The following is a 16,173-nucleotide window of genomic DNA, read 5'->3' as shown; positions in this document are numbered from 1 at the left end:
CCCGCGTACATGGCCGAAACCTTGACAACTCCCGGCGTCAGGCAGGAGATTGACGCGCGTAGAAGTTGGGGGGACAACTGTTCACTCGGCTCTATGCGTGTCACAGAGGGCCACGAGCCCGACACGCTCACGTTCCACCCTCGTCCCGGCGCTCACGCACGTCCCCGGAGGGATTTCCTTGCCGAGCAGGTCTTCCGCGCGCCTCGCCGCGCTCACCGTCGCCGCCGTCTGCAGCGCGACGTCCGTCGTCGTCCTCACGTCTCCCGCGCACGCCGACGCGGTGCGCATCCACGACGTCCAGGGCACGACCCGAATATCGCCGCTGGCCGGACAGAAGGTCACGGACGTGCCGGGCATCGTCACGGCCACGCGCACGTACGGGTCCTCCAAGGGCTTTTGGATGCAGGACGCGACCCCGGACGACAACCCCGCCACCAGCGAAGGTGTGTTCGTCTTCACCAGCTCCACGCCGAAGGCCGCCGTCGGCGACTCGGTGACGGTGACCGGCACGGTCTCCGAGTACGTCCCGGGCGGCGCCTCGTCCGGCAACCAGTCGCTGACGGAGATCACCAAGCCGGTGGTCACGACCGTCTCCAGCGGCAACGCCGTCCCGGCGCCGGTCGTCGTCGACCGTGACTCGGTGCCGGACGCGTACGCACCGGAGGGCGACACCGCCGCCGCCGGCTCGATCAACGGTCTGACCCTGGACCCGTCGAAGTACGCCCTGGACTACTACGAGTCCCTGGAGGGCATGAACGTCCAGGTCGCCGACGCCCGCGTGGTCACCGCGACGGACCCGTACAGCGAGCTGTGGGTCACGGTGAAGCCGCGGGAGCACCGCAGCCTCCGCGGCGGCACGGTCTACGGCTCCTACGAGTCGCAGAACACCGGCCGGCTGCAGATCCAGTCCCTGGGCTCCACCGCCGACTTCCCGAAGGCGAACGTCGGCGACACCCTGGAGGGCGCGACCACCGGCCCGCTGGACTTCAACCAGTTCGGCGGCTACACGCTGGTCGCGAGCCGGCTGGGCACGCTGAAAAGCGCCGGCCTGGAGCGCGAGACGACGCAGAAGCAGTCGAGCCGCGAGCTGGCGGTCGCGACCTACAACGTCGAGAACCTCGACCCGTCGGACGCCACCTTCGACAAGCACGCCGCCGCGATCGTGCACAACCTGCAGTCGCCGGACATCGTGTCCCTGGAGGAGATCCAGGACAACAACGGTGCCAAGGACGACGGCACGGTCGACGCGAGCGGGACCGTGAACAAGCTGATCGACGCGATCGTCGCGGCGGGCGGCCCGAAGTACGACTGGCGCTCGATCGACCCGGTCAACGACCAGGACGGCGGCGAGCCGGGCGGCAACATCCGCCAGGTGTTCCTGTTCAACCCCGAGCGGGTGTCCTTCGTGGACCGTGCCGGCGGCGACTCGACCACCGCGGTCGGCGTCACCAAGGTGCACGGCAAGGCGCAGCTGACGGCCTCGCCGGGCCGTATCGCCCCGCAGAACGCCGCCTGGGCCAACAGCCGCAAGCCGCTCGCCGGCGAGTTCGTCTTCCGCGGCAAGACCGTCTTCGTGATCGGCAACCACCTCAACTCCAAGGGTGGCGACCAGGGGCTGACCTCGCAGTTCCAGCCGCCGGTGCGCAGCTCGGAGGTGCAGCGCCACGCGCAGGCGACCGAGGTGAACGCGTTCGTCAAGGACATCCTGTCCGTGCAGAAGAACGCGAACGTCGTCGCGCTCGGCGACATGAACGACTTCGAGTTCTCCGAGACCGCGCAGATCCTCGAGGGTGACGGCGAACTGTGGTCGGCGATCAAGTCGCTGCCGCGGAGCGAGCGTTACACCTACGACTACCAGGGCAACCAGCAGGTCCTGGACCAGATCCTGGTCAGCCCGGCGATCCGCCGGGGCTGCGACTTCGAGTACGACAGCGTGCACGTCAACTCGGAGTTCAACGACCAGATCAGCGACCACGACCCGCAGGTGCTGCGGTTCCGTCCGTAGCGCCGCTCAGGACCGGCTGAACACGCCGTTCAGCCAGTCCTGCCAGGCGGTACGGTCCGCCTCGGCGTCGGCGTCCGGCGCGAAGTCGTGGATGCTGATGCCGAGCGGGGCGCCCCAGCTGCCGCGTCCGAAGAACCGGATGAGGGCGTCGTCGGTGCGCAGTCCGACGAAGTACGGGCTGCGGTAGTCGATCACCACGTCCAGGGTCCGTCCGCCGGGGCCCCGGACGGCGGTCCTCGTGCCCGCGGCCGCGTCGTCCGCCAGGCCGAGCGCGCGGCCGACGGCCGCGAGCGCCCGCGGGGTCGCCGAGGTCCGCGGGCCGTCGAGCCGGGCGAAGGCGACCGGGCGGGGTGCGAAGTGCGTGAGGTACTCGCACAGGGTGTGCAGGTGGAAGTTGGTGTGCTTGCTCGCGCCGTCGTACTGGTTGTTCCAGTCGTCGGTGAAGACGCCGCTGTGCACGTAGCGCACCCGGGAGCGGCGGCCCTCGTCGCGGGGCTCGATGGTGTGGTCGAGCAGGCCGAGCGACTGGACGCCGGGGCCGGCGTCCCCGCTGCGGTGGGCGTAGCGGTGGGGCGGGTCCCAGGCGGTCACCGTGGACCCGGAGGGACCCTTGCCGCCCACTCGGGGCTCGGGCGGGTCCATCGGCCACAGGTATCCGCCGGTTCCGGTGGTGACCGCCTCCCACACCCGCTCGGAAGGGACGTCGACCTCGAACTCGCGGACGATCTCGAATTCCTTGGACATGGCGGGGCTCCTGCTCGGCTCTCCACGGCGGGCCGTTCGGTGGCCTCGCGTCCAGCGTGCGTCCACCCTCCCACCGAGAACTTCCGTCCGGACGGACGAAGTCCTCGGCAGGAGGGTGTCACGGGTGCCGGCAGGGCGTCCGCGGGGCCCCTCCCGGAACTCGTCGCGGAGGCTCAGCGGTGGTGCTGCCTGCGCCAGGCGATGCCGGCCGCCACCGCGGCCGCGCCCAGCACGCCGACCGCGATGATCGGACCCGGGTGGCGCATGCCCCTGCGCAGCGCGCCGCGCAGGGGCTGCGGGACGGATCCCTCCAGGCTGTGCCCGGCATCGGCCGCCCTGCCCTGCACGGCATGCCCGGCCTTGACCGCGCTGCCCTGGACCGCGTGCCCGGCCTTGACCGCGCTGCCCTGGACCGCGTGTCCGGCCTTCGCCGCGGTGCCCTGCATCGCGTGTCCCGCCCTGGCCGCCTTGCCCTGCATGTCGTGCCCCGCGTGGGCGGCGCTCGCACGCAGCTGGACGGTCATGGCGCCGGCCTTGTCCCGCAGGTCGGCCGCCCGCGCGCGGGCCCGGCCCTTCACGTCGGCCTTCTCCATCAACTGGGCGACGGTGTCGCCGAGCTGGTGCCTTGTCTGCTCGATCTGCTGCCGCAGCTCGTCGGGGCCCTTGGCGCCCGAGCCGTGCGGGGTCCTGTGCGTCATCGGTGTGCCCTTTCCCTGATCACGTCGACGTCCGCCCTGACACTGTCGAGGGTCTCCTCCGGTGCGGGCGGGGCGGCGCGGCGCAGCCGGGCGCGTCCGGTCGCGGCCGGCACGGCGGCCACGGCGAAGAACACCGCGGCCACGGTCGGCGCCGCCGCCCGACCGGGCAGCGCCGGAACGAGGGCGGCGGTGGCCCCTCCGGCCAGGACGATCGGCCCGACGTAGCCCGCCGCGCCCGCGGCGGCCGGCAGTCCGCCGCCGCGTCCGGCCCGGCGTCCCTTCCCCGCCGGCTCCTCCTCGGCGAGGGCGACCGTCTGCCGCGGCGGCCGGGAGACCTGTTCGGCGGCCCGGCCGACGGGCTCGCCCGTGGAGGGGCGTCCGTCGGCCGCGGGCCGTGCGTACTGAGCCACGGTCACGGTGCCCCGCCTCCTTTCCTACGGAACATCCGGGTACCCGGCCGCAGGGCCGTTAGCCCTGGTCCCCTCCCCGGTCCCCGCTTTCCCCGAGTCGGGCGAGTTGGGTCTGGAACCAGTCGAGGCGCGCCTGCAACAGGGCTGCTTCGGCCGCGAGTTCGGGCACACCGCACTCGTCCTCGACCGCCAACCCGCCGGACGGCGCGGCTGCGGCACCGGCTCCCCGGGCCATCCGCAGCCCCTCTCCGGCCAGCCGGGCGAACCCCGCGAGCGAGACGGACGTACGGCCGCGCGCACAGCTCCCGCAGACGGGGAGCAGGACGCGCCAGCCGGGCCTGCCCCAGCCCGCGTCGGCCAGCCCGGCCGCCCCCGCACCGCAGTCGCACGGTCCGACGGTCGCCGTGCGCACCCGCTGCCGGGCGTAGCGGAAGCCGCGCTCGAAACGGATGTACGCGCCGAGGACGGACACCTCGAGCAGTACCGCCCTGCGGTACTCGGCGGTGCAGAGCAGGGCTTCGGCCGCCGTGGCGTCGTGGACGCAGTGGAAGCCGCAGTCGCACAGCCGCGCGGGCGGGCGGTGCCTGCGGCCGTAGACGCACGCGGCGTCGTCGAGCACGCCGTAAGGGAGCGCGCCGCCGAGTGACACGCCGGTGAACCCGGCCCGGGTGCCGTCCTGGGACAGCACCGGGTGGGCGATCTTGTATCCGGTCGGCGGCTCCGTGGGGCGTTCCGCCGGGAGCCGCATCCTCATCGGACGGCCGGGACCTCTTCGCGGGCCGGCTCGGCCGGTTCGGTGCGGACGGTCTCCTCGGGGAGTCGCGCATCCTCTTCGTGGACGGGCGGCCGCTCCTCGGCGACGCCGGTGGCCAGTGCCTTGCCGAGCTTCATGGTGCCTCCCATGACAGACGTCGGTGACCCTCCGGCCATAGTGACCCATGAGGGGCGAGTTGGACACAGGGCCGCCGCCCCGCCTCCTCACGTATTAGCGATGCTTAGAGATAAAGTGTAGTTAATTTAAGTAGAGCTTCACCCGGGTTGTGCCGAGACTACTCCCATGACGAGCACGCACAAGCCCGCCCCGCCCTTCGGCCGCACGCTCTGCGCGATGGTCACGCCGTTCACCGAGGACGGCGCCCTCGACGCCGACGGCGCCGGACGGCTGGCCGCGCGGCTGGCGGCACAGGGCTGCGACGGGCTGGTCCTCAGCGGCACCACCGGAGAGTCGCCCACCACCTCCGACGCGGAGAAGGCGGACCTGATCACGGCGGTGCGGGCGGCGGTCGGCGACCGGGTCGCGCTGGTCGCGGGCGTGGGCACGTCCGACACCCGGCACACGGCCGAGCTGGCCGTCGCCGCCGAGAAGGCCGGCGCGGACGGCGTACTGGTGGTGACGCCGTACTACAGCAGGCCGCCGCAGGAGGCCGTGGCCGCCCACTTCCTGGAGGTGGCCGACGCGAGCGGCCTGCCGGTGATGCTGTACGACATCCCGGGCCGCACCGGCACCAGGATCGAGCCGGACACCATGATCCGCCTCGCGGAGCATCCCCGGATCGTGGCCGTCAAGGACTGCTCCTACGACTTCCTCGGCACCCAGAAGGTGCTCGCGCGGACGGAGTTGGCGTACTACGCGGGCTGCGACGAACATGTGCTCGCGCTGTACGCGGTCGGCGCGGCGGGCTGCGTGAGCACGGTCGCCAACGCCGTGCCCGGGCACTTCACGGCGATCCTCGACGCCTTCGACGCGGGCGACACCGCCCGGGCGACCGCGCTCCAGCTGGCGGCGACCCCACTGATCGAGGCGATGATGGGCTCGGGTCTGCCGGGCACGGTCACCGCGAAGGCCCTCCTCACCCGCCTCGGCCTGCCCGCCGGCCCGCCGCGCGCACCCCTGCGGCCCGCCGGCCGGGAGACGGCCGACGGGCTGCGGGCCCGGTACGAGGAGCTGGTCAGCGCGTGGTGAACAGGGGCTCCCAGCGGCCGCCGCTGTCGTCCTTGGGCGAGCGGAAGCCGCTGAGCGGCCGCACCTTCTTGCTGCCGACGGTGACGAGGACCAGCCGCTGGTGGAACTCGTTGCCGTCGCCGCCGATGCCCCAGGCGATCAGCCGCCTGCCGTCGGCCCAGGCCAGCAGCTGCTGACCGGGCACCTTGGTGACCAGCCGCCCGGACCGGGCGTCGTGGACGGCGGAGGCGATCTCGTCACCCCTGCCGGCGAAGTCACCGGCCGCGTACTTCCCGTCGGGCGACAGGCCGGCCTCGACCCACGGGTGCACATGCGCCTCGTTCGCGGGCGTCGGCACGTCCGCGCCGTCGAGGGTGTGGTATTTGCGGCCCGGGTCCATGCTCAGGGGTTCCCAGAGGTACTTCCCGTCGTGACTGAACTCCAGATCCGTGCGTGCGTTGAGCGAGAACGCATCGTCGTCCTTCCCGACGGGCAGGCTGTGCCACTTCCCCGTTCCCGAGGCGACGTCGAACACCGAGAACCCGGTCCGGCTCGGCACCTGCTGGGGCTCGATCGTGTCGTTCACCGGGATCCGCTTGCTCCAGAAGGCGCGGTCGGGGTTCTTGCCGTAGGTGGTGACGACCAGTTTGCTCCCGTCCGGCGAGAACTTCGCCCCGCCGGCGCCCTGCGGCACCGGGATCCACCGCTCGACCTTGCCGCTCGCCAGGTCCAGCAGCCCCACGCGGGCCGCGGGCAGTTCACGCTCCAGCACGGCGGCCGTACGGGCGCCGGGCGCGACGGTCGCGAGGGCCCAGCGGCCGTCCTTCTCGTACCTGCCGGTGCCGGGGTCGAGCAGCCGGTAGGTGCGCGTGAGGATCTTGTCCTTGTTCGGCTGTTTCACCTGCTTCTGCGTGCTGTAGCCGGCCACGACGGCATCGCCCGCGCCGATCAGCTCGCGCGGCGGGGACTGGTCGGGGTGAGCCACCACCCGGCCGTCCGTGACCTGCGCCGGGCGTACGTCCCGTCCACCGCCGGTCAGTTGCGTCACGCCCACCGCGACGGCGACCACGGCCGCGGTGCCGGCGGCGGCGACGGCGATCCGGCGGGTACGACGGGTGCGGCGCAGCACCAGCACCCGGTCGGCGAGGTTCGCGGCCGCCGGCTGTGCCTGACCCGCCATCTCCTTCAAGGAGTCGCGTACCAGTTCCTCGACATTCACGGACGCACCTCCACGGGCGAGAAGTCACGGGACGGCTGCTCGCCGGGGCCGTCCAGCGCGGCCAGTTCGGGTGCCAGGGTGCGCAGACGGGCCAGGGAGCGGTGGGTGGTGGACCGTACGGTGCCCACCGTGCAGCCCAGGATCCGGGCCACGTCGGCCTCCGGCAGGTCCTCGAAGTAGCGCAGCACCAGGACGGTGCGCTGGCGGGCGGTGAGCCGGGCCAGCGCGCCGCGGAGCACCAGCCGCAGCTCGGCGGCGGCCGGGGCGTCCGGGCCGTGCCCCGCCTCGGTCTCCGGCGGCTCGGCGACCATGACCTCCCGCCGCCGCCACTTCAGCCGCCAGCGGCTGACCTGCTGCCGGTACAGGATCCGTCGTACGTAGGCCTCCGGCTCCTCGATCCGCTCCCACCGTCCGGCCGCCTTGACCAGAGCGTTCTGCAGCAGGTCCTCGGCGGCGTGCCGGTCGCCGCCGGCCAGCAGGACGGCCGTCTTCAGCAGCGCGGACGATCTACCGGCCACGAAGTGTCGAAAGCTCTCCTGTGCCTGGGCATCCATCGTCACCTTCTCTGTCCCCCGGGCCCTTCGGTGTCCGGGCCCTCCATACCGTCCGACGCGTCGACAGGTCCCCCGCTATGCCTGCCTGCGACAGGAATTTCGCACGGCTCGGTCACCTGAGATCGCTACGATGCGCCGGGGCCGCGCCCTGGGCGGCGCGGGAACGTTCTTTCCTGAGGGGGATTCCTGTGTTCGTGCTGTCCATCCTGCTGCTCATAGCCGCGGTGGTGCTCTTTCTCGTCGGCCGCAGCCGCGACACCGCGGGCCTGAAGCTGGGAGCGGCCGTCAGCGCCGTGGCGGCCCTGCTGGCGGGCACGTTCGCCTGCGTCCATGTCGTCAGCGCCGCCGAGGTCGGCGTGCCGGTGACCTTCGGCAGGGTCGGCACGCCGCTGGCCTCGGGCGTGCACTTCAAGTCGCCGTTCACCGACGTCACCACCTTCTCCACCCGCCCGGTGGACCTCGACCTCAACGAGGACGACACCGTCGAGGTCCGCTCCTCGCAGGGCGGGGTGCTGTACGCGGACGTCACCATCAAGTGGGCCGTGGTGCCGGCCAAGGCGGTCGAGCTGTACCGGCTGGCGGGCAGCGAGGACGCCGTCGAGTCGCGGCTGGTACTGCCGGACAGCCGCGAGATCATCCGCAACGTGTTCGCGAAGCACACCAGCGAGGAGGGGTACGCGTCCGCCCGCGAGCAGATCGGTTCGCAGATCGCCGACCTCGTCGAGGAGCGCCTGGCACCGCGCGGGATCGACGTCACCTCCGTCAACCTGCGCAACGTCAAGCCGTCCAAGAAGCTCCAGGACCAGATCGACAAGAAGATCCAGCAGGAGCAGGCCACCGAGCGGGCCACCGAGGCGGCGCGCACGGCCAAGGCGGAGGCGGAGCGCAAGCGGATCGAGGCGGAGGGCATAGCCGCCGCCAACAAGATCATCGAGCGGTCGCTGAGCGACAAGGTCCTGTACAACCGGTGCCTCGACGCCTACAAGGAGGCCGCGAAGGCCCACCCGGTGTACGCGGTCCCGTGCGGCCCGGACTCGGGCGGCACCCCGGTCATCGTGGACAACGGCAAGAACTGAGAGGATCCCGTCCATGGTGACTGCGACCGTCCGCGCATGGTACGACGAGGAAGGGTGGGGTGTTCTCGACTCCCCCGAGACCCCCGGCGGCTGCTTCGGGCACTACTCCGACATCCGGGCGCCCGGCTTCCGCACCCTGTCGGCCGGCCAGCGGGTCGACCTCACGTGGGAAGCCCCCGGCTTCCGGCAGGACGGGTACGACTACCGCGCGGTGAGCATCGTGCCCCGGCCCGCCTGACACCCCCGGGCCATCCCGTACGCCATCGACCTGGGCACCTGGACCCCGTACGGCCGCAGGCGGGCGCGCCTCGCTGACTTCTCGCCGGACCGCGTCGTATATGTCAGGTGTCTCGATTCCCTCAGTTCACAGTTCTGCTGATCCCCAGAGCTCCCCGTTCGCTGTGGGGGTCGCAGGGCCGTGGCGCCGGCTGCAAGGAGATGGCGATGCATCCAGCCGACCCGGTAGGAACACCTGCACGTCGCGGTCCGAGGCCGAAAGGGAGCCGGCGCCGGGCGTGGCCGCGGACGGGTGTGGCGGGACTGGCCGTGCTGGCGGGACTGGCCCTGCCGGCCGTCTCCTCATCCCCTGCCTGGGCCGACCCGACCCCGACCGCGTACGTCGCCGACAACGGCTCGAGCGATGTGTCGGTGATCGACATCACCACCAACACCGTCGCAGGCACCATCCCCGTCGGCAACGGCCCGACGGCTGTGGCGATCACCCAGAACGGCCGACGCACCTACGTCACCGACCGCGACTCGAACGATGTGTCGGTGATCGACACCGCCACCCACACCGTCGTGGCCACCATCCCCGTCGGCAACGGCCCAGAAGGCGTGGCGATCACCCCGAACGGCCGGCGCGCCTACGTCACCAACCGCGCCTCGAGCACGGTGTCGGTGATCGACACCACCACCAACACCGTCGTGGCCACCATCCCCGTCGGCACCATGCCGGTCGGTGTCGCGATCACCCCGAACGGCCGGCGCGCCTACGTCGCCGACGACGGCTCGGACGATGTGTCGGTGATCGACACCGCCACCAACACCGTCGTGGCCACCATCCCCGTCGGCGCAGCGCCGGGCGGTGTCGCGATCACTCCGAACGGCCGACGCGCCTACGTCACCAACTTCGCCTCGAACGACGTGTCGGTGATCGACACCTTCACCAACACGGTCGCAGGCACCATCCCCGTCGGCGCCCACCCGTTCGGTGTCGCGATCACCCCGAACGGGCGACGCGTCTACGTCGCGAACGACGCCTCGAACGATGTGTCGGTGATCGACACCACCACCAACACCGTCGTAGCGACCATCCCCGTCGGCACCCGCCCGCTCGGTGTCGCGATCACCCCGAACGGCCGACGCGCCTACGTCACCGACTTCGCCTCGAACGACGTGTCGGTGATCGACACCACCACCAACACCGTCGTGGCGACCATCCCCGTCAGCACCAACCCGGCCGGTATCGCGATCACCCCGGGGAGGGGCTAGCTCCACAAGCCCGGGAAACCGTAGAAGCCCGGCGACCGAAACCCCTTATGCGGTGCTCACGCACGAGCGCCCTCCCGGGCCGTTCTCGGGCCGTGGAAGGGCGCTCAATGGTGACCGGCACCGACAGGTGCCGACAGCTCGGCCGCAGGTCTACGGCGGCCGGTGATCAGTTGTGGCTGTGCAGGATGTCGTTCAGGCCGCCCCAGACCGCGTTGTTCGGGCGGGCCTCGACCTTGCCGGTGACCGAGTTGCGGCGGAAGAGGATGTTGGAGGCGCCGTTCAGTTCGCGGGCCTTGACGATCTGTCCGTCGGGCATGGTGACGAGGGTGCCCGCGGTGATGTACAGGCCGGCCTCGACCACGCACTCGTCGCCGAGCGCGATGCCGACGCCCGCCTCGGCGCCGATCAGGCAGCGCTCGCCGACGGAGATGATCACGTTGCCGCCGCCGGACAGGGTGCCCATCGTGGAGGCGCCGCCGCCGATGTCGGAGCCGTCGCCGATCACGACGCCGGCGGAGATGCGGCCCTCGACCATCGAGGTGCCGAGGGTGCCGGCGTTGAAGTTGACGAAGCCCTCGTGCATGACCGTGGTGCCCTCGGCGAGGTGCGCGCCCAGCCGGACCCGGTCGGCGTCGGCGATGCGGACGCCCTTGGGGGCGACGTAGTCCGTCATGCGCGGGAACTTGTCGATCGAGGTCACCTGCAGGTGCAGGCCCTCGGCGCGGGCGTTCAGACGCACCTTCTCGATGTCGTTCACGGCGACCGGGCCGAGCGAGGTCCAGGCGACGTTCGCGAGGTGGCCGAAGATGCCGTCCAGGCTCTGGCCGTGCGGCTTGACCAGGCGGTGCGAGAGCAGGTGCAGACGCAGGTACACGTCGTGCGCGTCGATCGGCTTCTCGTCCAGGGACGCGATGACCGTGCGCACCGCGACCACCTCGACGCCCCGGCGGCTGTCCGGGCCGATCGCCGCGGTCGCGCCGCCGCCCAGCAGTTCCGCCGCGCGCTCGGCGGTAAGCCGCTCGGTGCCGGCCGGGCCGGGCTCGGCGACCAGCTCGGGGGCCGGGAACCAGGTGTCGAGGACGGTGCCGTCGGAGGCGATCGTGGCGAGGCCGGCGGCGACGGCGCCGGTGGTGCGGGAAGCAGAGTCGGTCATGGGGGAAAACCTAACGTGGGCGGGGTCGCGGAGGCCAACCGCCACCGGGGCGTCTCAGGTGGCGGGCGCCGGTTCAGGGGATCAGCCGAGCCAGCGCGGCGCGGGCGTACTCCTCGTCGTAGGAACCGCCCGTCAGCAGCACCTGGAGGCAGATTCCGTCCATCAGCGCCAGCAGCGCCCGTGCCGTCACCGGGTCGACCCGCGCGGCGAGCCGCTCGGCCGTCTCCTCGGTCCACCGGGCGGCGACGGGCCGCAGGGCGGGCCGGCGCAGGGCCGCCAGGTACAGCTCGTACTCCAGCTCCACGCCCGGCCGGTCACCGCCCAGCCACTGGCCGAGGACCCGGGCGAGGCCGGCCGCGAGGTCGCCGTCGGCCTCCCGCAGCACCCCGCTGTCGTCCAGGACCCCGGCGAAGCCCTCGGTGGCCTGGCAGAGGGCGGCCACCAGCAGGTCGTCCAGGGTCGCGAAGTGGTAGGTGGTGGAGCCGAGCGGTACGTCGGCCTCGGCGGCGACCGAGCGGTGGCTGAGCCCGGAGATGCCGTCCCGGCCGGCCACGCGGATCGCCGCGTCGATGATCCGCTGCCGCCGGTCGGGATCGTAGCGGCGGGGCATCAGTGGGCCGTCCCGCCCAGGTTGAGGACCATGACTCCGCCGATGATCAGCAGGATCCCGGCGACCTTGGCCGGACTCAGCCCCTCACCGAACAGCAGCAGGCCCAGCACGGCGATGGCCGCGGTGCCCACGCCCGACCAGATCGCGTACGCCGTGCCGATCTGCACGGTCTTCAGCGTCTGGGCCAGCAGCGCGAAGGAGACGACGTAGCCCAGCGAGGTGACGAGGGAGGGCCAGAGCCGGGTGAAGCCCTCGGTGTACTTCATCGCCGTCGTCGCGGCGACCTCGGCGGCGATGGCGCCGGCGAGCAGCAGGTATCCCATGTGTACGAGCGTACACAACGGATGTGTACGGATGTACACCATCCGAATGTCACACTTTCGGGGCAAGGGCCCGCCGAAAACGCCCGTGGACAGGTGCCGGGTTCACTAGCGTCCACCCCTCGGCACCACGTCTTCGACGCCCCTCGCCCACCTCACCCTCACGCCCCCGGTCGCCGTCCGGGCGGCGGTGGAGAACCACGCATGCCTGAGAACAGCCCCCTTCCCCCGGAACGGCAGCACCCGGAGGACGACCCGATACCCGGCACCGCGCGGAAGCGGCCCGGACGGCTGCTCTGGCCGGCCGGCGCCCTGGTCCTGGCGGCCGTGGCCGCCGGTGTCACCGTGACCGCCGTGCACGGCGAGGCCCCGAAGACCCGGGCGGCCCCGGCGGCGAACGGGGCACCCAAGGCCGGCACGTCTGCCGGAGCACCGGCGGACGGCAGCCCCGGCCCGCGCTCGTCCGCCTCCCGGCCGGCGAGGACGTCCCCTCCCGCGAAGGGCGGCGGCCACCCGTCCCCGGCGGCTCCACGGGCCGCCGAGTCCCCCGTCCTGCCCGCCGGCGACCCGACCCCGACGCCGGCCAAGTCCCCGTTCCGGCAGGGCGGTTCACCGAAGGCCACGGGCGGGGAGACCGCCGTGCGCTCCCTCAACCACCCGGGCGACTACTGGCACCTCAGCGGCGACGACGTGAAGCTCGGCCCGCTCGGCTCCGCCGCCGCCCGCCGCGCCGCCACCTTCCGGCTGGTCAAGGGCCTGGCGAACGGCCGCTGTTACTCCTTCGCCACGGCCGGCGGCGGATACCTGCGTGTCCGGGACGGCCTCCTGCGCGCCGGAGACGACGACGGATCACGGGCGTTCGAGCGGGACGCCACCTTCTGCCCGCGCCCGTCCGCCTTCGCCGGCGGGACCTCGCTGGAGTCGGCCGCCCACTCCGGCCGCTTCCTGCGCCACGACGGTTCCCGGCTGCGGCTGGACCCGTACCGCAACACCGACCCCTTCCGGGCGGACTCGGCGTTCCTGCTGGTGGCCAAGCCGGCCTGAGCACACGGAAGCGGCGGCACCCGGCAGGGTGCCGCCGCTTCCGTCACGTTCGGGTACGCGGTGTTCTCAGACGTTGAACCCGAGCGCCCGGAGCTGCTCGCGACCGTCGTCCGTGATCTTGTCCGGACCCCACGGCGGCATCCAGACCCAGTTGATGCGGAGCTCGCTGACGAGGCCGTCCGTGGCGGACTTGGCCTGGTCCTCGATGACGTCCGTCAGCGGGCAGGCCGCCGAGGTCAGAGTCATGTCGATCGTCGCGATGTTCGCGTCGTCGATGTGGATGCCGTAGATCAGGCCGAGGTTGACGACGTCGATGCCCAGCTCGGGGTCGACGACGTCGTACAGCGCCTCGCGGAGTTCTTCCTCCGAGGCCGGCTTCATCTCAGCGGTCTCGCTCATGCCGTCTTCCTTTCGGCGTCGGCGCCACCCAATGCCTGGGCCGTCGCGTCCTTCCACGCCATCCAGCTCAGGAGGGCGCACTTGACCCGCGCGGGGTATTTGGAGACACCGGCGAACGCGACCGCGTCCTCCAGCACGTCCTCCATCGCGTCGTCCGGCTCGATCCGGCCCTTGGACTGCATCAGCTCCAGGAAGGTCTCCTGGATCTTCTGCGCCCGGGCCAGGTCCTTGCCGACCAGCAGCTCGTTCAGCACGGACGCGGAGGCCTGGCTGATGGAGCAGCCCTGTCCCTCGTAGGAGACGTCCTCGATCGTCGTGCCGTCGTACTTCACGCGGAGAGTGATCTCGTCGCCGCACGTCGGGTTCACGTGGTGCACCTCGGCGTCGCCATCCCGAAGACCACGCCCGTGCGGGTTCTTGTAGTGGTCCAGGATGACTTCCTGGTACATCGAATCCAGCTTCACGGTTTCAGCTCACGCCTCTCAGCCGAAGAAGTTCCGTACGTGCTCCAGCCCCTCGACCAGTGCGTCGATCTCACCGGGCGTGGAGTACAGATAGAACGACGCTCGCGTGGTCGCAGGAATTCCGTAGCGGAGGCAGACCGGCCGCGCGCAGTGGTGGCCGACCCGGACCGCGATGCCCTGCTCGTCGAGGACCTGGCCCACGTCGTGCGGGTGGATGTCACCGAGCGTGAACGAGATCGCGGCGCCGCGGTCCTCGGCCGTGGTCGGGCCGATGATCCGCAGGTCCGGGACGTCCGCCAGGCGGCGTACGGCGTACTCCGTCAGCGCGTGCTCGTGGGCGAGGATCCGGTCCATGCCGATCGCGTCGAGGTAGTCGATCGCGGCACCGAGACCGACGGCCTGGGCGATCGGGGGCGTACCCGCCTCGAACTTGTGCGGCGCCGGGGCATAGGTCGAGGAGTGCATCGAGACGGTCTCGATCATCTCGCCGCCGCCCAGGAACGGGGGCAGGTCCTCGAGCAGCTCCTGGCGGCCCCACAGGACGCCGATGCCGGTCGGGCCGCACATCTTGTGGCCGGTGAAGGCGACGAAGTCGGCCTGGAGGGCCTGTACGTCCAGCGGCATGTGCGGGGCGGCCTGGGAGGCGTCGATGCAGACGAGGGCGCCGACCTCCTGGGCGCGGCGCACTATCGCCTCGACCGGGTTGACCGTGCCCAGGATGTTCGACACCAGCACGAAGGAGACGATCTTCGTCTTCTCCGTGATGACCTCGTCGATGTTGGACAGGTCGAGCCGGCCGTCGTCGGTCAGGCCGAACCACTTCAGCTTCGCGCCCGTGCGCTGCGCGAGCAGCTGCCACGGCACGATGTTGGAGTGGTGCTCCATCTCCGTGATGACGATCTCGGTCTCGTGGTCCACGCGGTAGGGCTCGTCGGCCCAGCCCAGCATGTTGGCCACGAGGTTGAGCGACTCGGAGGCGTTCTTGGTGAAGATCACCTCGTCGCGGCTCGGCGCGTTGATGAACGCGGCGACCTTGTCGCGCGCGCCCTCGTACAGCGCCGTGGCCTCCTCGGCGAGCACATGCACACCGCGGTGGACGTTGGCGTTGTAGCGCTCGTAGTACTCGCTCAGGGCGTCCAGCACCTGGCGCGGCTTCTGCGAGGTCGCCGCGTTGTCCAGGTACACGAGCTTCTTGCCGTCGTGGATCAGTCGGTCCAGGACGGGGAAGTCCTTGCGGATCGCCTCGGTGTCGAGGAGGCCCGGCAGCTGTGTCACGCGGATACGCCACCCTTCGTGTACGCCTCGTAGCCCTCGTCCTCCAGCTTGTCGGCGAGCTCGGCACCGCCGGACTCGACGATCCGCCCGCCGGAGAAGACGTGGACGAAGTCGGGCTTGATGTAGCGCAGGATGCGCGTGTAGTGCGTGATCAGCAGGGTGCCGACCTCGCCGGTCTCGCGGACGCGGTTGACGCCCTCGGAGACGATGCGGAGCGCGTCGACGTCCAGGCCGGAGTCGGTCTCGTCGAGGATCGCGACCTTCGGCTTGAGCAGCTCGAGCTGGAGGATCTCGTGGCGCTTCTTCTCACCGCCGGAGAAGCCCTCGTTGACGTTGCGCTCGGCGAAGGACGGGTCCATGTTGAGGCGCTCCATGGCCTCCTTGACCTCCTTCACCCAGGTACGCAGCTTCGGGGCCTCGCCGCGGATGGCGGTGGCGGAGGTGCGCAGGAAGTTGGAGACCGAGACGCCGGGGACCTCGACCGGGTACTGCATCGCCAGGAACAGGCCCGCGCGGGCGCGCTCGTCGACGGACATCTCGAGGACGTCCTCGCCGTCGAGCAGCACGGTGCCGCTGGTGATCGTGTACTTCGGGTGACCCGCGAGCGAGTAGGCGAGAGTCGACTTGCCGGAGCCGTTGGGGCCCATGATGGCGTGCGTCTCGCCCTGCTTCACGGTGAGGTCGACGCCCTTGAGGATCTCCTTCGTGGCGTTGTCGGCCTCGACGGTGACGTGCAGGTCTCGGATTTCAAGCGTTGCCATGGGTG

Annotated in this window: 20 protein-coding genes; 6 read left to right on the top strand and 14 right to left on the bottom strand. The window is 71.4% G+C overall.

What is annotated here, in order from left to right; genetic code table 11:
- Positions 1 to 178: 178 nt before the first annotated feature.
- On the top strand, positions 179 to 2,005 hold the full coding sequence (locus ACF08B_RS16960) for an endonuclease/exonuclease/phosphatase family protein (RefSeq protein ID WP_392318037.1): 1,827 nt from the start codon (positions 179 to 181) through the stop codon (positions 2,003 to 2,005).
- Positions 2,006 to 2,011: 6 nt separating this feature from the next.
- Here the strand turns inward: ACF08B_RS16960 and ACF08B_RS16955 are convergent, their stop codons facing one another.
- From ACF08B_RS16955 to ACF08B_RS16935, 5 genes are all read right to left on the bottom strand, one after another.
- Complete coding sequence (locus tag ACF08B_RS16955) at positions 2,012 to 2,749, bottom strand: SRPBCC domain-containing protein (protein ID WP_392318036.1); 738 nt, start codon at positions 2,747 to 2,749, stop codon at positions 2,012 to 2,014.
- A 173-nt stretch (positions 2,750 to 2,922) separates the two neighbouring features.
- Positions 2,923 to 3,447, bottom strand: coding sequence for a DUF3618 domain-containing protein (locus ACF08B_RS16950; protein WP_392318035.1), 525 nt, complete (start codon positions 3,445 to 3,447; stop codon positions 2,923 to 2,925).
- Positions 3,444 to 3,863, bottom strand: a complete 420-nt coding sequence (locus ACF08B_RS16945) for a phage holin family protein (RefSeq protein ID WP_392318034.1) — start codon at positions 3,861 to 3,863, stop codon at positions 3,444 to 3,446. The genes ACF08B_RS16950 and ACF08B_RS16945 overlap by 4 nt, the downstream gene beginning before the upstream one ends.
- A 52-nt stretch (positions 3,864 to 3,915) precedes the next feature.
- A complete protein-coding gene (locus tag ACF08B_RS16940; RefSeq protein WP_392318033.1) occupies positions 3,916 to 4,611 on the bottom strand; it encodes a hypothetical protein in 696 nt (231 codons plus the stop codon).
- Positions 4,608 to 4,748, bottom strand: coding sequence for a hypothetical protein (locus ACF08B_RS16935; protein WP_218138118.1), 141 nt, complete (start codon positions 4,746 to 4,748; stop codon positions 4,608 to 4,610). Before ACF08B_RS16935 ends, ACF08B_RS16940 begins: the two co-directional genes overlap by 4 nt.
- Positions 4,749 to 4,914: 166 nt before the next feature.
- On the opposite strand from ACF08B_RS16935, the gene dapA reads away from it, so the two are divergent.
- Positions 4,915 to 5,820: a 4-hydroxy-tetrahydrodipicolinate synthase gene (dapA, locus tag ACF08B_RS16930; protein ID WP_392318032.1), complete on the top strand. Its 906-nt coding sequence runs from the start codon at positions 4,915 to 4,917 to the stop codon at positions 5,818 to 5,820.
- On the opposite strand, the gene ACF08B_RS16925 is transcribed toward dapA, so the two are convergent.
- Both ACF08B_RS16925 and ACF08B_RS16920 read right to left on the bottom strand, forming a co-directional pair.
- Complete coding sequence (locus tag ACF08B_RS16925; RefSeq protein WP_392318031.1) at positions 5,807 to 7,018, bottom strand: hypothetical protein; 1,212 nt, start codon at positions 7,016 to 7,018, stop codon at positions 5,807 to 5,809. The genes dapA and ACF08B_RS16925 overlap by 14 nt on opposite strands.
- Positions 7,015 to 7,572, bottom strand: a complete 558-nt coding sequence (locus ACF08B_RS16920) for a SigE family RNA polymerase sigma factor (protein WP_392318030.1) — start codon at positions 7,570 to 7,572, stop codon at positions 7,015 to 7,017. Before ACF08B_RS16920 ends, ACF08B_RS16925 begins: the two co-directional genes overlap by 4 nt.
- A 188-nt stretch (positions 7,573 to 7,760) precedes the next feature.
- On the opposite strand from ACF08B_RS16920, the gene ACF08B_RS16915 reads away from it, so the two are divergent.
- From ACF08B_RS16915 to ACF08B_RS16905, 3 genes are all read left to right on the top strand, one after another.
- Positions 7,761 to 8,648 (top strand): prohibitin family protein, encoded by an 888-nt coding sequence (locus ACF08B_RS16915; protein ID WP_392318029.1) that lies wholly within the window; start codon positions 7,761 to 7,763, stop codon positions 8,646 to 8,648.
- 13 nt (positions 8,649 to 8,661) lie between these two features.
- On the top strand, positions 8,662 to 8,886 hold the full coding sequence (locus tag ACF08B_RS16910) for a cold-shock protein (protein WP_392318028.1): 225 nt from the start codon (positions 8,662 to 8,664) through the stop codon (positions 8,884 to 8,886).
- A 293-nt stretch (positions 8,887 to 9,179) separates the two neighbouring features.
- Complete coding sequence (locus ACF08B_RS16905) at positions 9,180 to 10,142, top strand: beta-propeller fold lactonase family protein (RefSeq protein WP_392318027.1); 963 nt, start codon at positions 9,180 to 9,182, stop codon at positions 10,140 to 10,142.
- A gap of 166 nt (positions 10,143 to 10,308) precedes the next feature.
- On the opposite strand, the gene dapD is transcribed toward ACF08B_RS16905, so the two are convergent.
- The 3 genes from dapD to ACF08B_RS16890 form a co-directional block, all read right to left on the bottom strand.
- Positions 10,309 to 11,295 carry a 2,3,4,5-tetrahydropyridine-2,6-dicarboxylate N-succinyltransferase gene (gene dapD / locus ACF08B_RS16900; RefSeq protein WP_392318026.1) on the bottom strand — a complete coding sequence of 329 codons (987 nt, stop codon included), beginning with the start codon at positions 11,293 to 11,295 and terminating at the stop codon, positions 10,309 to 10,311.
- A 73-nt stretch (positions 11,296 to 11,368) separates the two neighbouring features.
- Positions 11,369 to 11,905 (bottom strand): TetR/AcrR family transcriptional regulator, encoded by a 537-nt coding sequence (locus tag ACF08B_RS16895; protein WP_093478629.1) that lies wholly within the window; start codon positions 11,903 to 11,905, stop codon positions 11,369 to 11,371.
- Positions 11,905 to 12,228 carry a DMT family transporter gene (locus ACF08B_RS16890; protein WP_392318025.1) on the bottom strand — a complete coding sequence of 108 codons (324 nt, stop codon included), beginning with the start codon at positions 12,226 to 12,228 and terminating at the stop codon, positions 11,905 to 11,907. The genes ACF08B_RS16895 and ACF08B_RS16890 overlap by 1 nt, the downstream gene beginning before the upstream one ends.
- Positions 12,229 to 12,429: 201 nt before the next feature.
- Between ACF08B_RS16890 and ACF08B_RS16885 the strand changes: the two genes are divergently transcribed.
- Positions 12,430 to 13,269 carry an AbfB domain-containing protein gene (locus ACF08B_RS16885; RefSeq protein ID WP_392318024.1) on the top strand — a complete coding sequence of 280 codons (840 nt, stop codon included), beginning with the start codon at positions 12,430 to 12,432 and terminating at the stop codon, positions 13,267 to 13,269.
- 66 nt (positions 13,270 to 13,335) lie between these two features.
- Here the strand turns inward: ACF08B_RS16885 and ACF08B_RS16880 are convergent, their stop codons facing one another.
- Genes ACF08B_RS16880 through sufC form a run of 4 tightly spaced genes read right to left on the bottom strand, consistent with a single transcriptional unit; the run spans position 13,336 to position 16,168 of the window.
- Positions 13,336 to 13,668, bottom strand: a complete 333-nt coding sequence (locus tag ACF08B_RS16880) for a metal-sulfur cluster assembly factor (RefSeq protein WP_361126148.1) — start codon at positions 13,666 to 13,668, stop codon at positions 13,336 to 13,338.
- Positions 13,665 to 14,132 (bottom strand): Fe-S cluster assembly sulfur transfer protein SufU, encoded by a 468-nt coding sequence (sufU, locus tag ACF08B_RS16875; RefSeq protein ID WP_392318023.1) that lies wholly within the window; start codon positions 14,130 to 14,132, stop codon positions 13,665 to 13,667. The genes ACF08B_RS16880 and sufU overlap by 4 nt, the downstream gene beginning before the upstream one ends.
- Positions 14,133 to 14,150: 18 nt before the next feature.
- The gene (locus ACF08B_RS16870; protein ID WP_392318022.1) at positions 14,151 to 15,407 is read right to left on the bottom strand and encodes a cysteine desulfurase; all 1,257 of its coding nucleotides are present in this window, start codon (positions 15,405 to 15,407) and stop codon (positions 14,151 to 14,153) included.
- Complete coding sequence (gene sufC / locus ACF08B_RS16865; RefSeq protein WP_392318021.1) at positions 15,404 to 16,168, bottom strand: Fe-S cluster assembly ATPase SufC; 765 nt, start codon at positions 16,166 to 16,168, stop codon at positions 15,404 to 15,406. Before sufC ends, ACF08B_RS16870 begins: the two co-directional genes overlap by 4 nt.
- Between the last annotated feature and the right edge of the window lie 5 nt (positions 16,169 to 16,173).

The sequence above is a fragment of the Streptomyces sp. NPDC015139 genome (genome assembly GCF_043079785.1).
GTDB classification, from domain to species: Bacteria; Actinomycetota; Actinomycetes; order Streptomycetales; family Streptomycetaceae; genus Streptomyces; species Streptomyces albidocamelliae.
The sequence above is the reverse complement of the archived record's forward strand: the minus strand, read 5'-3'. Positions and strand labels throughout refer to the sequence as shown.